This is a genomic window from Streptomyces sp. NPDC051576, from assembly GCF_040681835.1.
Lineage (GTDB): Bacteria > Actinomycetota > Actinomycetes > Streptomycetales > Streptomycetaceae > Streptomyces.
The window spans coordinates 108,652-132,030 of the sequence record NZ_JBFAZO010000013.1 but is presented as its reverse complement, the minus strand read 5'-3'; the positions used below and the strand labels follow the sequence as shown (position 1 = coordinate 132,030).

At 70.6% G+C, this 23,379-nt stretch carries 21 protein-coding genes; 5 read left to right on the top strand and 16 right to left on the bottom strand.

All coding sequences use genetic code 11. From position 1 onward, the window contains the following. Position 1: 1 nt before the first annotated feature. From AB0M63_RS35975 to AB0M63_RS35945, 7 genes are all read right to left on the bottom strand, one after another. Positions 2–1,711, bottom strand: coding sequence for an urease subunit alpha (locus AB0M63_RS35975; RefSeq protein WP_366022306.1), 1,710 nt, complete (start codon positions 1,709–1,711; stop codon positions 2–4). A 313-nt stretch (positions 1,712–2,024) separates the two neighbouring features. Then, positions 2,025–2,729 carry an urease subunit gamma gene (gene ureA, locus AB0M63_RS35970; RefSeq protein ID WP_355920790.1) on the bottom strand — a complete coding sequence of 235 codons (705 nt, stop codon included), beginning with the start codon at positions 2,727–2,729 and terminating at the stop codon, positions 2,025–2,027. A 301-nt stretch (positions 2,730–3,030) separates the two neighbouring features. Further along, complete coding sequence (locus AB0M63_RS35965) at positions 3,031–3,243, bottom strand: hypothetical protein (protein ID WP_366022305.1); 213 nt, start codon at positions 3,241–3,243, stop codon at positions 3,031–3,033. A gap of 1 nt (position 3,244) precedes the next feature. Further along, positions 3,245–4,546: a lysine 2,3-aminomutase gene (locus AB0M63_RS35960; RefSeq protein ID WP_366022303.1), complete on the bottom strand. Its 1,302-nt coding sequence runs from the start codon at positions 4,544–4,546 to the stop codon at positions 3,245–3,247. Between the two features lie 15 nt (positions 4,547–4,561). Then, a complete protein-coding gene (locus AB0M63_RS35955) occupies positions 4,562–5,632 on the bottom strand; it encodes a hypothetical protein (protein ID WP_355920799.1) in 1,071 nt (356 codons plus the stop codon). Positions 5,633–5,730: 98 nt separating this feature from the next. Next, complete coding sequence (locus AB0M63_RS35950; RefSeq protein ID WP_366022302.1) at positions 5,731–6,819, bottom strand: branched-chain amino acid aminotransferase; 1,089 nt, start codon at positions 6,817–6,819, stop codon at positions 5,731–5,733. 274 nt (positions 6,820–7,093) lie between these two features. Next, positions 7,094–8,137, bottom strand: a complete 1,044-nt coding sequence (locus tag AB0M63_RS35945) for a 3-isopropylmalate dehydrogenase (protein ID WP_355920804.1) — start codon at positions 8,135–8,137, stop codon at positions 7,094–7,096. A 143-nt stretch (positions 8,138–8,280) separates the two neighbouring features. Between AB0M63_RS35945 and AB0M63_RS35940 the strand changes: the two genes are divergently transcribed. Next, positions 8,281–9,834 (top strand): metallophosphoesterase family protein, encoded by a 1,554-nt coding sequence (locus AB0M63_RS35940; RefSeq protein ID WP_366022300.1) that lies wholly within the window; start codon positions 8,281–8,283, stop codon positions 9,832–9,834. 104 nt (positions 9,835–9,938) lie between these two features. Here AB0M63_RS35940 and AB0M63_RS35935 read toward each other — a convergent pair whose 3' ends face one another. From AB0M63_RS35935 to AB0M63_RS35905, 7 genes are all read right to left on the bottom strand, one after another. Beyond that, the gene (locus AB0M63_RS35935) at positions 9,939–10,070 is read right to left on the bottom strand and encodes a hypothetical protein (protein ID WP_089098576.1); all 132 of its coding nucleotides are present in this window, start codon (positions 10,068–10,070) and stop codon (positions 9,939–9,941) included. Positions 10,071–10,318: 248 nt separating this feature from the next. Continuing rightward, on the bottom strand, positions 10,319–10,858 hold the full coding sequence (locus AB0M63_RS35930) for a GNAT family N-acetyltransferase (protein ID WP_355920811.1): 540 nt from the start codon (positions 10,856–10,858) through the stop codon (positions 10,319–10,321). 24 nt (positions 10,859–10,882) lie between these two features. Continuing rightward, complete coding sequence (locus AB0M63_RS35925) at positions 10,883–11,725, bottom strand: alpha/beta hydrolase (protein WP_366022299.1); 843 nt, start codon at positions 11,723–11,725, stop codon at positions 10,883–10,885. 8 nt (positions 11,726–11,733) lie between these two features. Then, positions 11,734–12,387, bottom strand: a complete 654-nt coding sequence (locus AB0M63_RS35920; protein ID WP_366022297.1) for a hypothetical protein — start codon at positions 12,385–12,387, stop codon at positions 11,734–11,736. Continuing rightward, positions 12,384–13,037 carry a hypothetical protein gene (locus AB0M63_RS35915; RefSeq protein ID WP_355920820.1) on the bottom strand — a complete coding sequence of 218 codons (654 nt, stop codon included), beginning with the start codon at positions 13,035–13,037 and terminating at the stop codon, positions 12,384–12,386. Before AB0M63_RS35915 ends, AB0M63_RS35920 begins: the two co-directional genes overlap by 4 nt. A gap of 87 nt (positions 13,038–13,124) precedes the next feature. Continuing rightward, on the bottom strand, positions 13,125–14,756 hold the full coding sequence (gene pruA / locus AB0M63_RS35910; protein ID WP_366022295.1) for an L-glutamate gamma-semialdehyde dehydrogenase: 1,632 nt from the start codon (positions 14,754–14,756) through the stop codon (positions 13,125–13,127). Between the two features lie 61 nt (positions 14,757–14,817). Next, the gene (locus AB0M63_RS35905; protein ID WP_366022294.1) at positions 14,818–15,744 is read right to left on the bottom strand and encodes a proline dehydrogenase family protein; all 927 of its coding nucleotides are present in this window, start codon (positions 15,742–15,744) and stop codon (positions 14,818–14,820) included. 130 nt (positions 15,745–15,874) lie between these two features. Between AB0M63_RS35905 and AB0M63_RS35900 the strand changes: the two genes are divergently transcribed. Beyond that, positions 15,875–17,077: a helix-turn-helix domain-containing protein gene (locus AB0M63_RS35900; RefSeq protein ID WP_366022292.1), complete on the top strand. Its 1,203-nt coding sequence runs from the start codon at positions 15,875–15,877 to the stop codon at positions 17,075–17,077. A gap of 13 nt (positions 17,078–17,090) precedes the next feature. Beyond that, a complete protein-coding gene (locus tag AB0M63_RS35895; RefSeq protein WP_366022290.1) occupies positions 17,091–17,732 on the top strand; it encodes an HAD-IA family hydrolase in 642 nt (213 codons plus the stop codon). Positions 17,733–18,393: 661 nt separating this feature from the next. Here AB0M63_RS35895 and AB0M63_RS35890 read toward each other — a convergent pair. Next, on the bottom strand, positions 18,394–19,809 hold the full coding sequence (locus AB0M63_RS35890) for a PLP-dependent aminotransferase family protein (protein WP_366022289.1): 1,416 nt from the start codon (positions 19,807–19,809) through the stop codon (positions 18,394–18,396). A gap of 170 nt (positions 19,810–19,979) precedes the next feature. Here AB0M63_RS35890 and AB0M63_RS35885 point away from each other — a divergent pair, with 170 nt between their 5' ends. After that, positions 19,980–21,116: an MFS transporter gene (locus AB0M63_RS35885; RefSeq protein ID WP_366022288.1), complete on the top strand. Its 1,137-nt coding sequence runs from the start codon at positions 19,980–19,982 to the stop codon at positions 21,114–21,116. On the opposite strand, the gene AB0M63_RS35880 is transcribed toward AB0M63_RS35885, so the two are convergent. Next, a complete protein-coding gene (locus tag AB0M63_RS35880) occupies positions 21,067–21,642 on the bottom strand; it encodes a TetR/AcrR family transcriptional regulator (protein ID WP_355920841.1) in 576 nt (191 codons plus the stop codon). The two genes, AB0M63_RS35885 and AB0M63_RS35880, sit on opposite strands and share 50 nt — an antisense overlap. Positions 21,643–21,765: 123 nt before the next feature. Between AB0M63_RS35880 and AB0M63_RS35875 the strand changes: the two genes are divergently transcribed. Beyond that, entirely contained in the window at positions 21,766–23,310 is a 1,545-nt protein-coding gene (locus tag AB0M63_RS35875; protein WP_366022287.1) for an MFS transporter, read from the top strand. Positions 23,311–23,379 lie beyond the last annotated feature (69 nt).

Below are 23,379 nucleotides of genomic sequence, written 5' to 3'. Positions count from 1 at the left end.
CCTAGAGGAAGTAGAGGCGGTTGAGGGCGACGGACTCGGCCGGTTCGGAGCGCAGGGGTTCGCCGTCGAGGGTGACCAGGCCGGTGCGTTCGTCGACATCGACCGCTCCGGTACGGGAGTTGAGGCGCAGGTCGGCGGGGCCGATGCCGCGCGTTCCGCGAACTGCCACGCGGCGGCGGCGAGTCGGCATCGAGTCGTTGCCCTGGTCGAGGGCGGCCTGCGCGACGAAGGCCACGGAGATGTCGGCGGGTGTCGTGCCGTGCGCGCCGAACTGCGGGCCCAGGACGAGGGGTTCGCAGGTGTCGGTGGCCGCGTTGGGGTCGCCGACCACGCCGTAGGCCGGGAAGCCCGACTTGAGGACGAGCTGCGGTTTGGCGCCGAAGTACTCGGGCCGCCAGAGCACAAGGTCGGCCAGTTTGCCGACCTCGATCGACCCCACCTCGTGCGAAAGGCCGTGTGCGATGGCGGGGTTGATGGTCAGCTTGGCGATGTAGCGCAGGACGCGTTCGTTGTCGTGGTCGTCCGGGGCGCCGAGTTCGGCCTTCATCTTGCCGGCCATCGCGAACGTACGGCGGACGGTCTCGCCGGCCCGGCCCATGCCCTGCGCGTCGGACGAGGTGATGCCGATCGCGCCCAGGTCGTGCAGCACGTCCTCGGCGCCCATCGTGCCGGCGCGGATACGGTCGCGGGCCATCGCGGCGTCGCCGGGCAGGTCGGTCTTCAGGTCGTGGACGGAGACGATCATGCCGTAGTGCTCGGCGACGGCGTCCCGGCCGAAGGGGAGAGTGGGATTGGTGGAGGAGCCGATGACATTCGGAACTCCCGCCATTTTCAACACGTTCGGCACGTGTCCGCCGCCGCAGCCCTCGATGTGGAAGGCGTGGATCGTCCGGCCCTCCAGCACTCGCAGGGTGTCCTCGACCGACAGGCACTCGTTCAACCCGTCGCTGTGCAGGGCCACTTGGACGTCGTGTTCCTCGGCGACACGGAGGGCGGTGTCCAACGCCCGTGTATGTGCGCCCATGTCCTCGTGCACCTTGAAACCGGAGGCACCCCCTTCGGCGAGAGCCTCGACCAGCGGGGCGCCGTGCGAGGACGAACCCCGCCCGAGGAAGCCGATGTTGACCGGCCAGGCGTCGAAGGCGTTGAACGCGTGGCGCAGCGCCCAGGGCGAGTTGACACCGACGCCCCACACCGGGCCGAACTCCTGCCCGATGATCGTGGTGACCCCGGAGGCGAGCGAGGCCTCCATGATCCGCGGCGACAGCAGGTGGACGTGCGTGTCCACCGCACCGGCCGTGGCGATGAGCCCCTCGCCGGACACGATCGAGGTCCCGGTACCGACGACGACATCGACCCCGTCGAGGGTGTCGGGATTCCCGGCCCGCCCGACGGAGCAGATCCGGCCTTCCCGGATCCCGATGGACACCTTGCGGATCCCCTGCACGGCATCGATCACGACCACATTGCTGACGACCACATCACAGGTCTCCCGCACGGCGGCGGCCTTGAGGTGCAGCCCGTCGCGAGCGGTCTTGCCGAAGCCGGCGAGGAACTCGTCGCCGTAGCGCTGAGAGTCGGACTCGACGCGGACGGTCAGGCCCGAGTCACCGAGCCGGATGCGGTCGCCGGCGCGGGGACCGTGCGCGGCCGCGTACTCGTACGGGGTGAGCCGACGCGCTTCGGCGGGGTGGCCTCCAGGGCGGCTCATCGGTTGGCCTCCTGGTCACGGATGTCGCCGACGGCCACATAACAGCAGTCGGCTGCGCGGCGCGGTGCCTCTTCGGCGAGACGACTCACGGCCTCGGCGCCCTGGCCACCGGCACCACCGGCAGCACCGGCAGCACCGGCAGCACCGGCAGCACCGGCAGCACCGGCAGCACCGGCAGCAACACAGCCGCACACAGCGGACCGCCACATCCCCCCTTCGCGAACAGCCAGGCCCCAGCCGCCCAGGCGAACACGAGGGCCGTGCACGACGCCGTACTCGTATGGAGTGAACCCACAAGCTTCGGCAGGGCGGCTCATCGGTCGGCCTTCTCGGGGTCTACGTCGCCGACGCCCCGGTAGCCGCACGCGGCAGCGCGACGCAGTGCCTCCGTGCGGGCGCCCGGCGCGTCCAGTGGGCCGTCGACGAGGCCGGCGAAGCCGATGGCGATTCGGGCGCCGCCGATCGGGAGCAGGCCGACCTCCGCCGACTCCCCCGGCCCGAACCGCACCGAGGAACCGGCGGGCACCGCCAGCCGCATCCCGTAGGCGGTCGCGCGGTCGAAGTCCAGGCGTGGGTTGGCCTCGAAGAAGTGGAAGTGAGAGGTCACGGAGACGGGCACGGTCGCGGTGTTGGTGACCGTGAGCCGGAGGACCGGCTCGGGCTCGGTGTGCGCGGGGCCGGGGAGGAGGGCTCCCGGGGCGTCGCCGCCGAGTCCGCCGCCGATGGGGTCGGAGACCACCGCGAGGCGTGAGCCGTCGTCGAAGACGGCCTCGACATGCACCTCGGTGACGACATCGGCGACACCCGGCAGCACGTCGTCGGGGCCGAGCACGGAACGCGCCGCCTCGATCGCCTCCGCGAGCCGGTGCCCGTCCCGGGCGGCCTCGCAGACGGTGTCCGCGATGAGTGCGGTGGCCTCGGGCACGTTGAGCCGGAGGCCGCGCGCCTTGCGGGCGCGGGCCAGCTCGGCGGCCGAGAACAGCAGCAGCCGGTCGCGTTCCGTGGGGGTCAGTCTCATTCCGGATCCCTCCTTTAGAACACTACTCTAAATGGCAAACCCGTTTGCGGGAAGGTTGACGCGTCACACCCTCCACACCCTCCCGGCTCACATTGAGCGTCGCTCTAATAGTGAGGTGACCCACCATGCCGATAGGACAGCGCGGAGTCGACACATCCCCGACGAGGAACGCACCGGTGGTCCGTGCGACCTCGTCTTCTTGTTGTCGGGGCGGTGGGCAGGGCCGTGTACCTGGCGCTCACGACGAAGACGACACCCGGCACGGACGCCGCCGCCGACCGTGCCGGGACCGATATCGGCGCTACAGAAGTCCCACTGCGCTGAGCGTGGGCACCAACAACGCCATGGTGCCCGCGAAGGCGACAGCCGCCGTCGGCACGGCCGCCCTCAGACTCATGCCCTGGCCGTCGCTCACTTTCAGCAGCATCGCCAACAGCGCGACGACCAGCGAGAAAAGCACTGCCACGAGGAGCCATGCGGCGGTCGCCACCGGCCGGGTCGGCGAGTTGTTCATGTCAGCCCACCTCCAGGCCCGGAAGGAACTCACTCGCTCCGAACGCGGGCTTCAGATCGGTGAACCACGTCGCGCTCTCGTCGTAGGCCGCGAAGAACGGTCGGTCCACCAAGGATGGGTCGCGGGCCTGGATCAGGTGCAGGACGAAGACCTTCTCACCGGCGATCTCCGCGATGCCGTCGACGCAGACCTTGCCGGGCATGGCCGACATGACCGGGCCGCGGACCGTGCGGGCCAGCCCGGAGACGCGGGCGTAAGCGTCGCGGAAGATGCGGTGGCCGCGGGCCAGCGGGACGCCGAAGTAGCCCTGAGGGCCGGTGTCGCGCTCCACGAACTGGTAGTACGGCACCGCGCCGAGCGTGGTCGTCTCGTCCCACAACTCGGCCCAGGCCTCGGCGTTGTCGTTGATGCCGGCCACCAGCGGACCCTGGCAGCGGATGACGGCGCCCGTGTCCCGCACCCGGCGCATCGCCTCGCGGACGACGGGCGGGCGCAGCTCCTGCGGGTGGGTGAAGTGCGCCATCAGGGCGAGATGACGGCCGCTCGCCACCACCTTCTCGAAGAGGCGCAGCAGGTCGTCGGCGTCCCGGTCGGTGGTGAAGCGGTAGGGCCAGAAGGCGAGCGACTTGGTACCTACGCGGATCGAGCGGACCGTGTCGATCTCCAGGAGCGGGTCGACGTAGCGGCTCAATACGTCGGTGCTCATGACCAGCGGGTCGCCACCCGTGATCAGGGCGCTGGTGACCTCGGGGTGGGCCCGGAGGTAGGCGGACGTGGTGGCGATGTCGTCGGTGGCGATGCGGAGTTCGGACTCGCCGACGAACTGGGGCCAGCGGAAGCAGTAGGTGCAGTAGGCGTGGCAGGTCTGGCCCTGGCGCGGGAAGATCAGCACCGTCTCGGGGTACTTGTGCTGAAGTCCTTCGAGGCGTTCGCCCTCGTGCGTGGGCACGTTGGCGTCGAGCTGGCCCGAGGGGTGCGGGTTGAGCCGCATCCGGATCTCGTGGGCGGCGCGCAACACGTCGGCCTTGGGCGCCTGTTGGGAGAGCAGGTCCGCCATCTGCTTGAGGTCGGGCTCGGGCAACATCCCGGCCTGCGGAAACGTGAGCCGGAAGATCGGGTCGTCCGGCACCGCCGACCAGTCGATCAACTCGTCGACGACGTAGGCGTTCGTACGGAAGGGCAGGACCGAGGAGACCGCCCTGAGGGCGAGCCGGGCGTCGGCCGACAGGGACACGCGCTGGAGCAGACCGTCGAGGTCACGGGGCGTGAAGGCGCGGAAACGGGGGTGGTGCGCTGAACTCATATGTGCTGGGGCCCTCTATTCCGTGACCAGGACCGTAGGCGGCCGTAGTTCCACGAAAGCCGCCGCCTGCGCATCGTACTTCTCCGTGAAGTGGTGGATGAGCCGCCCGTGCAGCTCGCTGCGGTCGTCCACGACGATGACCTCGTGCGCCTCGCTGCGGCTCAGTGCCCCGCTGTGCGCGGAGAGTTGGTCGAGGCGGCGGCGGGCCAGATAGGTGACGAGGTCGGGGGCCTCGACGTAGAGGCGGTCGTCGACGTAGACGAAGCGGCAGGTGAACTCCCGTCTCCCGTCGGCCGCGTCGACCAGGGTCACCGGCAGATGGGTGAAGCGGTCCATCGGTTTGCCCTGCTGCCACAGCTCGTCGAAGCGCTGCTCGACGAAGGTGCCGAGCGGGGAACGGACGGCGACCTCCAACTGGACGCCCTCGCCGGAGAGTCGGCCGACGGTGAGGAAGGAGACCAGACAGCGCTCGTCCCAGCGGTAGAGGGTGACACCGGGGGAGGTCGAGCACAGCCGTACTTCCAGCAGGCTCCGGGAGTGCTCGTCGAGCCGCTGTGCGAACCGGTCGAGAGTGCGCAGGTTGCGCATGATGTCGCGCCGGATGTCGGCGCTCTGCTCGCCGAGTTCACGGCCGCGCAGGATCACGGCGAGGGAGTCGGGGTCCAGGAGCAGGATCTGCACCCGGGCGCCGTGTGCGGTGGCCGAGCGGACCCCGCGGAAGAGGCGCTCGGAGAACTGCGGGCCGAAGAGGTTGGAGAAGGTGTCGAGCACCTTCACGTTGGACGTGGAGCCGTACACCTGCGCGGCGAACCACTCGTAGTCGAGCCGGGTGTGCTCGCGCACCCGGCCCTCCTGGGCCCGGGAGATCAGCGGGCCGATCACGAAGACGGTGATGACCACGCCCACCAGGTCGGTGCCCAGGTTGAGGGCGAGGTTCTCGCCGTAGCTGTTCATCGTGCCGGCCCGCCACAGCAGAAGCCCGGCGACGGCGGCGAGCAGCACGAGCACCGTGAGGCTCTGCGGGCGGCGCGGGGTGCGCAACGCCCGCACCAGCCACCGCAACCGCGCTATCGGCCCATCACTCACCGCGTCCCCTCCCCCGTGCCCCGCGGAATCAGTGGATACCCGCACGGGGGAGGCGATACGCGTCGAACGGACCATCGGCCGTCGGCCGGAGATCCGACTCAGCCCAGCGGGTGCATCCAGCCGTGCTTGTCCACGGTGTCGCCGCGCTGGATGTCGAGGAGGGCCGCGCGGAGCTTCAGGGTGACCTCGCCGGGCTCGCCGCCCGACTGGTGCCACTGGGCGCCGGTGCGCTTGACCGTGCCGACCGGGGTGATGACCGCGGCCGTACCGCAGGCGAAGACCTCGGTCAGGGTGCCGTTCTCCGAGTCGCGCTGCCACTGCTCGATGGAGATCCGGCCCTCCTCGGACTCGTAGCCGAGGTCGCGGGCCAGGGTGAGGAGGGAGTCGCGGGTGACGCCCTCCAGGATGGAACCGGTGAGGGTGGGGGTGACGATCCTGTCGCCGTAGACGAAGTACAGGTTCATGCCGCCGAGTTCCTCGACCCACTTGCGCTCGACCGCGTCGAGGTAGCAGACCTGCGCGCAGCCCTGCTCGGCGGCCTCGGCCTGGGCGAGGAGGGAGGCGGCGTAGTTGCCGCCGGTCTTGGCGTCGCCCATGCCGCCGGGGACGGCGCGGACGTGGTCCTCGGAGACCCAGATGGAGACGGGCTTGACCCCGCCGGGGAAGTACGCGCCGGCCGGGGAGGCGATGACCAGGAAGAGGTAGTCGTTGGCGGGCTTCACGCCCAGGCCGACCTCGGTCGCGATCATGAACGGGCGCAGGTACAGGGACTCCTCGCCGCCGTGCGCCGGGACCCAGTCGCGGTCCTGGGCGACGAGCACGTCACACGCCTCGATGAACGTCTCGACCGGCAGCTCCGGCATCCCGAGCCGGCGCGCGGAGGTCTGGAAGCGGCGGGCGTTCTTCTCGGGGCGGAAGGTGGCGACGGAGCCGTCGGCCTGGCGGTAGGCCTTGAGGCCCTCGAAGATCTCCTGCGCGTAGTGCAGGGTCATGTTCGCGGGGTCGAGGGAGAGCGGGCCGTACGGCACGAGCTGGCCGTCGTGCCAGCCGCGGCCCTCGGTCCACTTGATCGTCACCATGTGATCGGTGAAGTGGCGGCCGAACCCGGGGTTCGCCAGAATCGCGTCGCGCTCGGCGGCGGAAAGTGGCGAGGCCGAGGGCTTGAGCTCGATCGTGGGCGTCGTCATGAGTGGTTGTCCTTCACCGGTTGTGTGTGACGGGCCGCGCTCACGCCCCTCGACTGCCAGTGGCCAGTGTTAGGACGTCCGAGCATTCCCTCATTCCGCGGCTCCGCGTTCGATTATCGCGCGCGGTGGACCGTGGACGAAAACGGCGTGAATGCGACCCAGGGATGATGGTGGCACCCGGCGGGGACGTAAGAAAAGCCGCCGGGTGCGGTTGCGACCCGGCGGCTTCGAATCACTGCGAGAGATTGCCAGAGATTTCGAGCAGTGCGGCGGGTCAGCCGGCTACTCGTACGGCGAGCGCGTCGCCGATCTCGGTGGTGCTGCGCGCGGGCTTGCCGGTGCGCTCCGCGAGGTCGGCGGAGACGGCCTCCTCGATGCGCACGGCCTCGGCGTCGTAGCCGAGGTGGCGCAGCAGGAGGGCGACGGACAGGACCGTGGCGGTGGGGTCGGCCTTGCCCTGGCCCGCGATGTCGGGCGCGGAGCCGTGCACCGGCTCGAACATCGAGGGGAACTCGCCGGACGGGTTGATGTTCCCGCTCGCGGCGACGCCGATGCCGCCGGAGACGGCCGCGGCGAGGTCGGTGATGATGTCGCCGAAGAGGTTGTCGGTGACGATCACGTCGAAGCGGGCCGGGTCGGTGACGAGGTAGATCGTCGCCGCGTCGACGTGGATGTAGTCGGTGGTGACCTCGGGGAACTCGGCCGCGACCTTGTTGAAGACATTCGTCCACAGGTGGCCGGCGAAGGTCAGCACGTTGTTCTTGTGGACCAGCGTGAGCTTCTTGCGCGGGCGGGCCTGGGCGCGGGCGAAGGCGTCACGGACGACCCGCTCGACACCGAACGCGGTGTTGACGGAGACCTCGGTGGCGACCTCGTGCTCGGTGCCCTTGCGGATGGTGCCGCCGTTGCCCGTGTACGGGCCCTCGGTGCCCTCGCGGACCACGACGAAGTCGATCTCCGGCTCACCGGCGAGGGGGGTCGCAACTCCCGGGAGCAGCTTGCTGGGCCGCAGGTTGACGTGGTGGTCGAAGGCGAACCGCAGCTTGAGCAGGAAGCCCCGCTCCAGGACACCGGACGGGACGCTCGGGTCACCGATCGCGCCCAGCAGGATCGCGTCGTGCGGCTTCAGCGCGGCCAGGTCGGCGTCGGTGAGGGTCTCACCGGTCGCGTGGTAGCGCTTGGCGCCGAAGTCGAACTCCTTGGTCTCCAGCTTCACGTCCTGCGGAAGGACGGCGGAGAGGACTTTGAGACCTTCGGCCACGACTTCCTGACCGATGCCGTCACCGGGGATCACTGCGAGATCGATGCTGCGAGACATGCCCGCCACCGTACTCCTCGTCCCATGGGATGACATGGGCTGTCCGAGATACGGACAGCGAGGGGAGGGCGGGCGTGCGCCGTTCGACGTACGTTCACCCTTACGCATGGCCCCCGTTGGGCTTCGCTGGGAAATTCATCGACATGGAGACACCCGACGTCGGCATCCCGGAGCAGCTCGCGGTCCGGATGAGCATGGCCGAGCAGTACGAGTACCTGCGCACCAAGTTGTCCCGGCGCCGCACGCTGGTGACGGCGGGCGCGGTGGCGGGCGGGCTGCTGACCGGGTGCGCCACCACCACGGGGACGACCGACACCAAGGGGACCACCTCCTCCCCCGTCCACGGCTCGGCCGTCACCCCCTTCGGCCGCCATCTCGCCTTCGGCGCCGACCCGAAGACCGGGATGCGGATCTCCTGGCAGGTGCCGTTCGCGGTCCGGAAGCCGTACGTCCGCGTCGGCACGAAGCCGGACGACCTGAGCCGCCGGATCACGGCCGAGGTCCGCGCCCTGCACACCCCGGGCCTGACCGGCGTCCGCCCGGCCGTCGAGCAGTACTACGTCCACGCGGCCCTGGACGGTCTGCGCCCCGGCATGACGTACTACTACGGCGTCGGCCACGAGGGCTTCGACCCGGCCGCCCCGGCCCACCGCTCGACGATCGGGTCCTTCCGTACGGCGCCGGCGAGCCCGGAGAAGTTCGTGTTCACGGCCTTCGGCGACCAGGGCGTGAGCAACGCGGCCGCCGCCACCGACCGTGTCGTCCTGCGCCAGAACCCCGCCTTCCATCTGCACGCCGGTGACATCTGCTACGCGGACACCAACGGGCAGGGCGTGAAGGCGGACGGCTACGACCCGACGTACTGGGACCTGTTCCTCAAGCAGAACGAGGGCGTCGCCCGGTCCGTCCCGTGGATGGTGACGACCGGCAACCACGACATGGAGGCCTGGTACTCCCCCGACGGCTACGGCGGCCAGCTCGCCCGCTGGTCCCTCCCGGACAACGGTTTCGACCCGACGCACGCGCCGGGCGTGTACTCCTTCGTCTACGGCAACGTCGGCGTCGTGGCGCTCGACGCGAACGACGTGTCGTACGAGATCACCGCCAACCTCGGCTACACGGGCGGGAAGCAGACGGCGTGGCTGGACGGCAGGCTGCGGGAGCTGCGGGCGGCCGAGGGGGTCGACTTCGTCGTGGTCTTCTTCCACCACTGCGCCTACTCGACCTCCTCGCACGCCTCGGACGGCGGGGTACGGGCCGAGTGGCTGCCGCTGTTCGCGAAGCACCAGGTGGACCTGGTGATCAACGGCCACAACCATGTGTACGAGCGGACCGACGCCATCCGGGACGGCTCGGTCGGCCGGGCGGTACCGATCGGCGCGTCCACCGATCCGACGAAGGACGGGATCGTGTACGTCACGGCGGGCGGCGGCGGGCGGGATCTGTACGGCTTCCCGGCGGGCGTCAAGGAGAGCTACGAGGGGCACGTCACGCGGCACGGGACGGTCGACACCGCGCAGTGGGCGAAGGGCCAGCACAGCGAAGCGGAGACGGTGGAGTGGTCGCGGGTGCGCTACCGGGGCTTCTCCCTCCTCTCGGTGGAGGCGGAGAGCGGCAGCGCGCCCAGGCTCTCGGTGTCGGCGCTGGACGAGAACGGCAGGCGCATCGACCACTTCGAGGTGCGGCGCGGTCGGTGAGACCGCGCCGCACCCCGCGCGGGCGCGGCTCCCGGCTTCTCAGTGGGGTTGCTCAGTGGGGTTGCTCAGTGGGGTTGCTCAGTGGTGGTGCTCAGTGGTGGTGCTCAGTGGCCGGTCTCGCCGCCGTTGTCGCGGCGGTCGAGGGCGCGCTGGAGGGCGGCGGCGGCGTTCTTGCGCTCGGACTCGCTGGTGCGGGACACGTGGCGGACTCGGCGGCGGACGGTCGTCTCGGCCATGGAGAATCGACTCCTTCGATACATCCTGGAGTGCGGAAAGGGGTTGCGAGACGCCGGAGTTGGGCGGGGAGCTGCGGACCGCAGGGGTTGCCTGCACGGTGTCCGGCTCACGACCGCCATTCGCTGGGTCGAGCGAGACGTTCGGCTCCTACAAAGCTAGGACAGGACCGCGCATCTGTCTCCACAATTACTCGGACTTCCTACTATCTGAGATGGTGAAACGAGTCACGTGCCTCTGACCTGCGGTTTCAGAGAACGTCCCCGTCACGCCAGTCGAAGAGGAGATCGCTGCCGAGGTCGAGGGGCCCGGCGAGCGCGGGCCGTACGTACGTGCTGTCCTCCTCCTCGGGCAGATGGACGATGCCGTCCGGGCCGAGCGCGGAGATCTTGCCGCCCCACAGCTGCCAGCCGCGCGCGGTGTAGAGGCGGGCACCGTCGTCGCTCGCGCCGAGCAGACCGACGTCGTAGGCATGATCGACGATCCGCTCCAGCTCGGCCATGACCCGCCCGCCGTACCCCCGCCGCCGGGCGTCGGGCCGTACCCCGACCCCCTCCACATACCCGACCCGCAGCCAGCGTCCCCGGTACCTCACCCGACGCATCACGACCGACCCGTGCGCGACGAGCCCGTCCTCGTCGGCGAGCAGGGCATGAACACCGCCGAGGCCGTGCTCCCAGTCCTGATCGGTGAGGTCACCGGCGAAGGCGGCGTCCAGCAGCGCGCGGGCGGCGCGGAGGTCGGCCGGGGTGAGGTCGGCCGTGTGGGCGGTGCGCATACGGATGGTCACGGGGTCAGTATCGGAGACGGGGGCCTACGGCGTGGCCGTCATCACCGCATCACGAAACCCGACCGCGTCCTCGACCCACGGCAGATGCCCGGCATCCGGCAATGTCACTCGGCGAACCCGGGGCAACGCCCGCTCCAACGAGTCGACCGCCGACCGGGGCCGGATGTCCCGCCCCCCGTCCACGATGAGTACGGGCAGGTCGAGGTCCTGGCAGGCGGCGTACAGGGCGGGACTGCCGGCGGTCTGCTTGGCCTCGGCGTTCAGAGCTTTGTTGCAGGGGGAGTTGATGGCGAACCATGGGTCCGCCATCCGCTCCGCGTGCTCGACCGCCCGGTCCCGGTCGACGAATTCGGCCGACCACTGGAGCACTGCCCGCTCCCGGCTCTCACCGGGCAACTCGCGCCAGCGGGCGAGGTGTTGGGGGTTCTCGCCGAGACGGGCCAGGAGGTTCTCCCGGTAGTCCGGGTGCCAGTCGGTGTCCGGTCCGATGCCGGTGCCGCTGACGTAGCCGAGGGCGGCGAGCCGGTCGGGGTGGGCGAGCGCGTAGTGCAGGGCGAGCGACGCGCCCCAGGAATGGCCGAGCAGTACCGGTCGCTCCAGTGCGAAGTGCCGTCGTACGGCGTCGAGATCGGCCACGAAGCGGTCGATGGTCCACGGACCCGCGCACGGCTCGGACCGGCCGCCCCCGCGCTGGTCCCAACGGACCACCGTGGCACGGGAGTCGAGCATCCCGGCCACGTCGTCGAACATGTCCCATAGCCCGGGCCCGCCGTGGCACAGGACCAGGGGTGTGCCACGGCCGGACCGGGAGGCCCACAGCCGTACTCCGTCGTCCGCCGTCACGGTCGTTGTCTCTGTACGGGTCATGGCGGCACCTAGGCGCTGTGGGTCGCGCCGCGGATCGCGCGCCAGCGGCGGAGGAAGAAGCGCAGGAAGAGCGTCTCGAAGAGGGCCGCGTACAGGAACACGGCCCCGGCGACAAGGAAGTCGCCCGCCAACCCCGGTCCTGACGCCAGGCGTTCGGCCAGGAAGTAGCCGCCGAGGCTCTCGGCGAGCACGCCCGTGCTCAGAATGAACACGACTGTGGCGACGTACGGGTAACCCATGTGCGTGCCGGACGCGACGAGCCGGGACTCCCAGCCCAGCAACTCCCCCTCGCCCAGGACGCGGTTGATCTGACGCTCGACCATCGCGACGCCCCGGCCGGCCCGTTGGGAGCGGTGGTACTCGCCCAGCCAGATGAGCAGGCTCGCCTTCGCGGCACCGGGGACGAAGACCAGACAGGCGGGGATCAGGATGCCCCGGGGCAGGTCGGAGCTGAACATCGCGGCCAGGACGACCGCGAGGGACGTGAAGGCGAAGTTCATGATCTGGATACGGTTGCTGATCGCCTGCAGACTCTCCGTGCGCAGCGAGTTGTACTCGGCCAACAGCGCCGTCAACGCGGGCGCGCCCACGGGACCGGGCGACTCTGCACGGGAAACGGCCTTGCGCGGAACGGGAGTTGACGGCTGTGGCAGTTCGGTCACCCAGTGATTGTGTCCAGCAGCTCCGCCGACGACACACCGGCGGGGTCCGTGAACGCGTAGCAGACCGCGCGGAAGCCCAGCGACCTGGCCCGGGCCAGGTTGGCCGGGCGGTCCTCCACCAGCAGGGTGTCCGGCGGGCGGGTGTGTTCCGCGACCACCTCCAGGAGTCCGTGTCCCGGCGTGCCCTTGGTGACGCCCAGCCGGCAGGACAGGAAGACGAGCCCGGGATCCACCCACCGGGCGAGGCCGAGCCGTTCCGCCTGCTTCGCGTACCAGAAGGTCGTGTTGTTCGAGGCGATGCCCACCGGGCGCCTTCCGTCATGGGAGGCGGCGGCGAGCAGTTCGCCGGCGGCCGGGTTCGCCACCAGCAGCTCATCCTCCAGGTCCGCGACAAGCTCCGGCGGGACGGGGCGATCGAGTTCCTGGGAGAGCGCCTGCCAGTACTGCGCCTCCTCCGATTCCCGCACGCTGAACCTGTTCCAGAGCCGCCGGCCGGCCTCGCGAACGAACGAGGGATCGAGCCCCCACCGGTCCGCGAGCCCCGATCCCGGGGTCAGCAGCAGCGACTCCCACGGGTCGCAGAAGAGAACGTTGCCGAGGTCGAAGAGGATGACCGACGGGGCGTTCGCGTCGTCGGTTTCCGCGTTCACCTGGTGAACCCCCTCCTGTACGGGCACGGGCCCGGCGGCCGGGATGTGCGACGTCAGCATGCCCCACATCCCGGCCCGTGCACATGCTCAGCCCATGTGCGGATACGTGTAGTCGGTCGGCGCGACCAGGGTCTCCTTGATGGCGCGGGTCAGGGTCCAGCGCATGAGGTTCTGCGGGGCGCCGGCCTTGTCGTTGGTGCCGGAGGATCGGCCGCCGCCGAAGGGCTGTTGGCCTACGACCGCGCCGGTGGACTTGTCGTTGATGTAGAAGTTGCCGGCCGCGTAGCGCAGCTTCTCCATCGTGTACGCCGCCGCCGCACGGTCGCCCGCGATCACCGAGCCCGTCAGGGCGTAGTCGGAGACGGACTCCATCTGGGTCAGCATCTCGTCGTAGTTCTCGTCGTCGTAGACGTGCACGGCGAGGAAGGGGCCGAAGTACTCGGTGGTGAACACCTCGTTGGTGGGGTCGCTGCACTCGACGACCGTCGGGCGGACGAAGTAGCCGACCGAGTCGTCGTACGAACCGCCCGCGACGATCGTGCAGTTGGGGTCCGCCTTCGCGCGGTCGATGGCCGCCTTGTTCTTGGCGAAGGCGCGCTCGTCGATGACCGCGCCGACGAAGTTGGCGAGGTCGGTGACGTCACCCATGGTCAGGTAGTCGACCTCGGCCGCGAACTCCTCCTTGAAACCGGAGTTCCAGATGGAGGCCGGGATGTACGCGCGGGAGGTGGCGCTGCACTTCTGGCCCTGGTACTCGAAGGCACCCCGGGTGAGCGCGGTCTTCAGCACCGCCTTGTCGGCGCTCGGGTGGGCGACGACGAAGTCCTTGCCGCCGGTCTCGCCGACCAGGCGCGGGTAGGCGCGGTACTTCTCGATGTTGGTGCCGACCGTCTTCCACAGGTGCTGGAAGGTCTTGGTGGAACCGGTGAAGTGGATGCCGGCCAGGTCGCGGTGGGCCAGCGCGACCTTCGACACCTCGATGCCGTCGCCCGTGACGAGGTTGATGACACCCTTGGGGAGACCCGCCTCCTCCAGCAACCGCATGAGGAGGACGGCCGCGTGGGTCTGCGTCGGGCTCGGCTTCCAGACCACCACGTTGCCCATGAGTGCCGGGGCCGTCGGCAGATTGCCCGCGATCGCCGTGAAGTTGAACGGCGTGATCGCGTAGACGAAGCCTTCGAGCGGGCGGTGGTCGAGCCGGTTCCAGACGCCCGGGGAGTTGGCCGGGGGCTGCTCGGCGAGCAGGTCGCGGGCGTACTTGACGTTGAAGCGCCAGAAGTCGACCAGTTCGCAGGGACAGTCGATCTCGGCCTGCTGGGCGGTCTTCGACTGGCCGAGCATGGTGGACGCGGCGAGGGTCTCGCGCCACGGGCCGGACAGCAGTTCGGCGGCGCGCAGGATGATCGCGGCGCGGTCGTCGAAGGACATCGCGCGCCAGGCGGGCGCGGCGGCGAGCGCCGCGTCGATCGCGTCCTGGGCGTCGTCCTGGGTGGCGTTGGCGTACGTACCGATCCGCGCCTTGTGGTTGTGCGGCTGTACGACGTCGACGCGCTCGCCGCCGCCCATCCGCCGCTCGCCGCCGATGGTCATCGGCAGGTCGACCGGGTTCTCGGCCAGCTCCTTGAGCTTGGCCTCCAGACGGGCCCGCTCGGGAGAGCCGGGCGCGTAGCCGTGCACCGGCTCGTTGACGGGGGTGGGGACCTGGGTCACAGCGTCCATGGGATCCGTAACTCCTTGTACGTGAGCGGGTGTTCGGGCTTTGGGGTGCTCGGGTGCTCGGTCAGCCCTTGGTGAGGGTCGAGCGGGCGAAGAAGAGGAGGTTGGCCGGCTTTTCGGCGAGGCGACGCATGAAGTAGCCGTACCAGTCGGTGCCGTAGGCCGTGTAGACGCGCATGCGGTGGCCCTCGGCGGCGAGGCGCAGGTGCTCGTCGCTGCGGATGCCGTAGAGCATCTGGAACTCGTACTCGTCGGGCTTGCGGCCCGCGCGCCGGGCGATTTCCTGGGCGATGGAGATGAGCCGTGGGTCGTGGGAGCCGATCATCGGGTAGCCGTCGCCCTCCATCAGGATCCGCAGAATCCGGACGTACGCCTTGTCGATCTCGTGTTTCTGCTGGTACGCGACCTCGGCGGGCTCCTTGTAGGCGCCCTTCACCAGCCGGACGCGGCTACCGGCCTCGGCGAGGCGGCGGGCGTCGGCCTCGGTGCGGAAGAGGTAGGCCTGGATGACGCAGCCGGTCTGCGGGAAGTCCTTCCGCAGCTCCTCGTGGATCGCGAACATCGAGTCGAGGGTGGTGTGGTCCTCGGCGTCGAGCGTGACGGTGGTACCGATGGCGGCGGCGGCCTCGACGACGGGCCGGACGTTGGCGAGGGCGAGTTCGTGACCGCCGGCCAGCGCCTGGCCGAACATGGACAGCTTGATCGACATCTCGGCGCGCGTGCCCAGCTCCAGTTTCTTGAGCCGGTCGACGAGTTGGAGGTAGGCGTCGCGGGCGGCGGCGGCCTGTCCGGGGGTGGTGATGTCCTCGCCGACGACGTCCATCGTGAGTTCCAGGCCCTTGGCGGTGAGGTCCTGGACGATCGGCACGATCTCGTCGACGGTCTCGCCGGGGATGAAGCGGTCGACGACCTGCTTGGTCACCGGCGCCGCCGAGATCAGCCGACGCATCCGATCGCTGCGCGAGGCGGCGAGAATCACGGGACCCAGCACGGGGCACCTCCACAGAACCAAACAAACAGGACCACCGTGAAACCTAGGTACCCCTCCGATCGTCGGCCATCGACAGCTGTCACGCATCCGTGCCGCAGATCTCAGACAGATGTATGAAGGGGGCGCGGGAATGCGGGAGAATGCCCGGGTGACATCCGATTCCAGAGGCGACTACCAGGAGCTCGTCGACGAGATCTCCGAGCTGCTCGGCGCCCCGGCGACGCTGGAGAACCGTGACTTCGAGCTGATCGCCTTCGGGGCCTACGACGGTGAGGGCGACCTGGACGCGTCCGCGCTGGACCCGGTCCGCACCCGCTCGATCCTGACCCGGCGCTCGACGGCCGCCGTGCGGACCTGGTTCGAGGGGTTCGGCATCACGCGGGCGACCGGGCCGGTCCGGATCCCGCCCACCCCCGAGGCGGGGGTCTACCGGGGACGGATCTGCCTCCCCGTCCGCCATCGGAGTGTCGTCCTCGGCTACGTCTGGCTCCTGGACGACGACCCGGGACCCACCGCCGCGCAGTTGGACGCGGCCATGGCGGTGGCGGCCCGCATCGGCGCGCTGCTCGCGGACGAGGCGCAGCACGGGGCGGATCTCAGCCGGGAGCTGCGGGCCGTGCTGACCGCCGAGCGCGGCTGGCAGGGGGACATGGCGGTGGCGGCCCTGCGGACGGCCCTGGGCACGCGCGGCGACGGGCCGTACGCGCTGGTGTGTGTCGCGCCGTGGCCCTCCGCCGACCCGGACGACGCCCCTTCGGCCCGTACGGTCCCCCACGCGACGGCGCTCTGCACGGTCCCGTGGGGGACGGCGGAGCAGTGCCTGGCGGTACTGGTCCGGCTGCGCACGACGTACGTCGGGACCCCGGCGACGACGGCCGCCACACGGCTCCTGGAGGAGCGCGCCCGGGCCGCCGGCATCGGCGCCCCGCGCACCGGCCTCACCGATCTGGCCACGGCCTGGCAGGAGGCCACGGCCGCGTGCCGCGCGGCCCTCGCGGAATCCCGCTTCGCGCCGGTGGCCGACTGGTCCCGCATCGGCCCGTACCGCCTGCTGACCTCCCTCTCCCCGGACTCCGCCCACGATCCGGCCGTGGCCCCCCTCCTCTCCCCCGCCCACCACGAACTCGCCCGCACCGCCGAGGCGTACCTCGACCGCGCGGGCCAAGCGGGGCGTACGGCGGCCGAGTTGGGCATCCACCGGCAGACGCTGTACTACCGGCTGTCTCGGGTGGAGCAGTTGACGGGGCTGGACCTGGACGACGGCGAGGACCGGTTGTTGCTGCACATGGCGTTGAAGGGGGCGCGGTTGTGGTCCGAACGGCCGCCGGGGTGATCCACTGCCTGGCATGCCGCTGCTGATGCTCGATCTGGACAACACCCTCGTCGACCGTGACGCCGCGTTCCGGGAGGCGGCGTCGGAGTTCCTGGCAGCGCACGGCCTGCCGGAGGCGGACCTGGGGTGGCTGATGTCCGTCGACGCGAGCGGATACACACCGAGGCAGACCATCGCACGGGCGATGACCGACCGCTACGGCAGCGCCGTCGCCCCCGCCATCCGGACCCTCCTCGACCACGGCGCCGCCGACCACGTCACCCTGCCCGACACCACCCGCACCGCCCTCACCGAGGCCACCGCCGAGGGCTGGACCTCCGTGATCGTCACCAACGGCCGTGTCGCACAACAGGAGTTGAAGATCCGCACCACCGGCCTCGACACCCTCGTCCACGGCTGGGTCATCTCCGAGGCAGCCGGCCACAAGAAGCCCGCACCGGAGATCTTCCACGCGGCGGCGACCACGGTCGGGGCGTCCCTGCGGGGCGCGTGGATGATCGGGGACTCAGCACACGCCGATGTTCTCGGGGCGGCGGGCGTGGGAGCGTGCAGCGTGTGGGTGTCGTGTGGGCGGACGTGGACCGAGGGGGCGTATCGGCCTACGCGGGTCGCCTTGGACGCGGCGACCGCTGTGCGTCAGGTGCTCGGCGGCTGAACCCGACCCAGCACGAGTTGGGGAGGATCGGCGGCTGCTGAGGCGGGGCTGGCGCTCATGCCGTGGAGGCCGACCTGGCGCGCCCACACTCGTCGACTCCGACGCGGCCACCGCTGTCCGTCCAGTGCCCGACGGCTGAAGCAAATCCGCCAGGGCACCCCCACCGTCCACGACCCCGCGCACCACCACGTTGCCGGAATCCAGCACGAGTCGGGCCGGATCGGCAGCCCCTGACGCGTGGAGGCCCGCAGCGTCGGGGGGTCGAGTGGATGGACATGGACCGAGGCGATCTAACCCGCACCCGTCGTCCTCGACGCGGCCACTGCCGCCCGTCACACGCTCCACGGTTGCAACAGATCCGCCACGACCGCCACACCCTTCGCGGCTACGCCCACCACCATGTTCCCGAGGCACGCAAGGCGCTCATACCGCAGCGGCCTAACCGGCGGGCGCGCGGACGCGGACCGAAACGATGCATCGGCCCGCGCAGATCGCCCCGGAAGCGGCCACCGCCGCCCGGCAAGTGCCCGACGGCTGACGCAGATCCACCACGGCCACCCCGCCCTCCGCACCGCCACGATCCCGAGGCACGCCAGGCGCTCACGCCGTAGGCCGACCCGGCGGACCCCATTCGTCACCCGCACGCAACAACCACCACCCATCAGGCGCCCGACGGCTCAAGCAGATCGGCCACCGCCGCCACCCCCTCCCCGATCCCACGCACCGTCACATTCCCGAATCCCAACACGAGTTGACCCGGATCGGCAGCCCCCGAAGCGCGGCACGCGCTCATGCCGTAGAGGCCGACTCCGCGGGCGCGTGCCCGAGTGATGACCGTCTCCTCGTCGAGGCCCGGTGCGAGGTGGGCCACCGCGTGGAAGCCTGCTGCCAGGCCTGAGAGGGTTACGGACGGGGCGTTTTCGGTCAGGGCGGTGATCAGGGCCGTGCGGCGGGACGCGTAGGTCGTGCGCATGCGGCGGAGGTGGCGGTCGTAGCGGCCGGACTCGATCAGGCGGGCCAGGGCCAGTTGGTCCAGGGTCGGGGAGCCCCGGTCGCTCGCGTGTTTCGCCTCCGTGACGGGGGCCATGAGTGCCGGTGGGCAGAGCAGCCAGCCGATGCGGAGGGCGGGGGCCAGGGACTTGCTGACCGTGCCGATGGAGATCACGCGGTCGGCGGCGAGCCCCTGAAGGGTGCCCACCGGCTCCCGGTCGTAGCGGAACTCCGCGTCGTAGTCGTCCTCGATGACATAGGCGTCCTCGCGCATCGCCCACTCGATCAGGGCCAGGCGCCGGGAGGGAGCCATCACCACTCCGGTCGGCCACTGGTGGGCCGGGGTGACGATCACCGCGTCCGCGCCGGTCGCCGCCAACCGCCGTACGTCCACGCCCTGTTCGTCGACCGGCACCGGTACCGCCGTCAGACCGGCCGCGTCCGCCGCCGCCCGCGCGACGGCCGGGCCGCCCGGGTCCTCGTACGCCACCACCCGCGCCCCGGCACGGGACAGCGCGCCCAGCGCCAGACCGAGACCCTGCGCGTAACCGGAGCAGATCACGGTCCGGGCGGGCTCCGCGCACGCGGCACGCACCCGGCGCAGATAGCCCGCCGCCACCTCACGGAGGGCCGAACTGCCGCGTGGATCACCGTAGTCGAGGTCCGCGGTCGGCATCGTCCGGGCCGCCTCGCGGGTCGCCCACAGCCAGTCGGTGAACGGGAAGGAGGCCAGGTCGGGCACGCCGTGCCGGAAGTCGGCGGTCAAGTGGGGCCGGGTGGGGGACGGTTCGGCTTCCGGCGACTTCGGGATGTGGGCGCCGGTCGCGACCCTGGTGGCCGAGCCGACGCGGGTGACCAGGTAGCCCTCGGACTGGAGTTGGGCGTAGCAGTCCTGGATCAGGCCGCGGGACAGGCCCAGTTCGCGGGCTAGTGCACGGGAGGAGGGGAGGCGTTCGTCCGCGCGCAGCCGGCCCGTGCGGATCGCGTCCCGCAACTGCCCCTCCAACTGCGCGCACAGCCGCTCCTCGCTGTCGCGGTCGACGGACAGGAGCAGCTCGGGTGACAAACCGGCCCACTGCGGTGGCATGGAATTGGAGCTTACCGGCGGTCCGGTCGGAATCTAGTGTCGATGCCATGGCGACCCACACGGACTCCCCGAGCACTGAGCCGATGACCTCCAACTCCGGCCCCTCCGACGCCACTTCAGGCCCTCGCCCTCCGCTCCTCTCCCGTCCCCTCCTCCTACGCTTCGTGAGCATGGTCGGTGCGAGTCTGAGCTTCTTCCTTCTGCTCTCGGTCGTACCGGCGTACGCCGCCGAGCGGGGCGGCGGAGGCGCGGCGGGGCTGGCGACCGGTTCGCTGATGCTCGCGACCGTGCTGGGTGAACTGGTCACGCCCCGGCTCGTCGCCCGCTTCGGGTACCGACTGACCCTGATGGCAGGGCTGTTGCTGCTCGGCGCCCCGGCGCTGGTGCTGACCGTCTCCGGGCAGGCCGCATGGATCACCGCGGTGTGCTTCGTGCGCGGGCTCGGTTTCGCGTTGACGATCGTCGCGGGCGGCGCGCTGACCGCGTCGCTGATCCCGGACGAACGCCGGGGCGAGGGGCTGGCGTTGGTGGGTGTGGTGTCCGGTGTGCCGTCGCTGGTCGTGCTGCCGCTGGGGCTGTGGCTGGCCGGGCGCGTGGGGTACGGCCCGGTCGCGGTGGCCGGCGGTCTCGCGGCGCTGGCCGCGATCGTCTTCGTCCTCGGCCTGCCGGATCGCGCGGACGCCCGCACGGACCGCTCCGAGCAGCCGCTCGGTGTCGTACGAGGTCTGCGAACCGGCGCCCTGCTGCGGCCTGTCGTGGTCTTCGCGGCCACCGCCACCGCCGCCGGGATCGTGGTCACCTTCCTGCCGCTGGCCGTCCCTTCGGCCTCCGCCGGGGTCGTCGCGGTGGCCCTGTTCGTGCAGCCCGCCGCGTCGACCCTGACGCGTTGGCTGGCGGGCCGCCACGGCGACCGGCACGGCAGCGAACGGCTCGTCCTGCCCGGCCTGCTCCTGTCGGCCCTCGGCGTCCTGGTCATCGCCCTCTCCGGCGACCCCGTCGCGGTGATCACCGGTACGGCCCTGTTCGGCGCGGGCTTCGGCATCACCCAGAACGCCACGCTGGCCCTGATGTACACCCGCGTCTCCGCCGCCTCGTACGGCACGGTCAGCGCCCTGTGGAACCTGGCCTACGACGGCGGCATGGGCCTCGGCGCGGCCGGCTTCGGCATCACGGCGGGCCTGACCGGCTACCCCTGGGCCTTCGCGCTGACCGCACTCCTGATGCTGGGCGCGGTGGCCCCGGCGTTGCGGGACCGGGTCACTGCGCCTTGCGCGCACTCTCCAGTACCTGACGGAGCCCCTCGGTGAGCCGGTCCGCGTCGGGTGCGGTCTTCGGGTCGAAGGTCCACTGCATGATGAGACCCGACATCAGGATCATGTAGAACGAGCCGAGCGTGTCGGCGGTCTCGTCCGACACCTCCTCCTCCGGCACAGCCATCAGCAGCGAGACCAACCCGCGGCCGCCCTCGCGCTGCGCGAGCGACAACTGATCGCGAGCCTCCGGCAGTTGGTCGCCCATCGCCATGATCTCCCCGCTGAGCCGCCACATCGAGCCCGGCTCGCGGAGGGAGGCGACGACGTTCGACCACACCTCCCTGAACCGCTCCAGCGAGCCCGGCGCCCCGACGAGCCGCTCACCCCACTCGAAGGACATTTGGTCCACCAGGGAGACGTACGCCTGCGCGAGCAGCGCGTCCTTCGAGCCGTAGTGGTAGCCGATGGACGCGAGATTCGTCCCCGACTCCTTCACGATGTCGCGCGCCGTCGTGCGCGCGAACCCCTTCTCCAGCAGGCAGCGCTTCGCGCCTTCGAGCAGATCCTCACGGTGTCCCATGCCCGCCACCCTACCGCCGATCCATACAACCGTCCTAGACGCATGATTTATACGCACGGCCTAGACGGTCGACTTACACAGGCGTTCTAGACAAGTGTTTAAGACGCGCGTACATTCGCTGTCATGACGAACTCGACGAACCCCGCGAGCATCCCCAACTCCCGCGCCGGGCGCCGGGAATGGACCGCGCTCGGCGTCCTGATGCTGCCGCTGCTGCTGGTCTCCATGGACGTCTCCGTCCTCTACTTCGCCATCCCGGCGATCAGCGCGGACCTGGAACCCAGCGGCACCCAGCAGCTGTGGATCTTCGACATCTACGCCTTCGTCCTGGCCGGCCTGCTGATGACGATGGGCTCGATCGGCGACCGCATCGGCCGCCGCCGGCTCCTCCTGATCGGCGCGGCGGCGTTCGGCACCGCCTCCTTCATCGCCGCCTACGCGGACAGCGCCGAGACCCTGATCGCCGCCCGCGCGGTCCTCGGCATCGGCGGCGCCACCCTGATGCCCTCGACGATGGCGCTGCTGCGCACGATGTTCACCGACCCCGGCCAGCGCGCGAAGGCGATCGGCCTGTGGTCCGGTGTGATGACCGCCGGTGTCGCGCTCGGCTCGGTGCTCAGCGGTGTGCTGGTCCAGTACTTCTGGTGGGGCTCGGTCTTCCTGATCAACCTGCCCGCGATGGCGCTGCTGCTGGTGATCGGCCCGTTCCTGCTCCCCGAGTCCAAGAACCCCGCCCCCGGCCGCTTCGACTGGCCGAGCGTCCCGCTGTCCCTGGCCGCCGTCCTGCCCGTGATCTACGGCCTCAAGGAGATCCCCTCCGAGGGCTGGCACGTCCAGTACGTCGTCTCGATCACCGTCGGTCTGCTCTTCGCGGCCCTCTTCGTCCACCGCCAGCGCACGGCCGCCTCCCCGATGATCGACCCGGCTCTGTTCCGCGGCCGGGGCTTCGCCCCCTCCGTCGTCCTCAACCTGGTCTCCGCCTTCGGGATGATGGGCTCGGCCTTCTTCACCACGCAGTACCTGCAGTCGGTGCTCGGCAAGAGCGCGATGGAGGCGGCCCTGTGGGCGCTGCTCCCCTCGGTGCCGATCGGCATGGCTGCCCCGCTGGCAACCACCCTCGTACAGAAGGGAGTCGACCGCGCCTACGTCGTCACGGCCGGCTTCGCGATCGCCGCGACCGGCTACGGCATGCTCGCCCTCACCGGCACCGACTCCCTCTGGTTGGCCCTGGCCGCCGCCGGTGTCCTCGCCTCCGGGATCGTCATGGTGATGTCCCAGATCATGGACCTCGCGATGGGCAGCGCACCGGTGGAGAAGGCGGGCGTCGCCTCCTCGCTGATGGAGACCGGCGCGGAGTTCGGCGGCGCGCTCGGCATGGCGATCCTGGGTTCCATCGGTACGGCCGTCTACCGCCACGGCATCCCGGCCTCGGCCCCCGCTCCGGCCCACGAGACCCTCGGCGGCGCCCTGGCCGTCGCCCGCCGGCTGCCGGGGCACACGGGAGACGCGCTGACCGCGACCGCCCGGGAGGCCTTCACCGACGGTATGCACGGCGCGGCGATCGCGGGCGCGGTGCTGCTGCTGGGCGCGGCCTTCGCGGCGGCGCGGACCCTGCGGGGGCTGCGGGTTCCGGTGCAGGAGAAGGAGACGGAGAAGGTCGCCGCCTGACACGAACGAGAACGCCGGACGGACTGAGGTTTGCTCAGTCCGTCCGGCGTTCTCGTGAAACGTCGAACC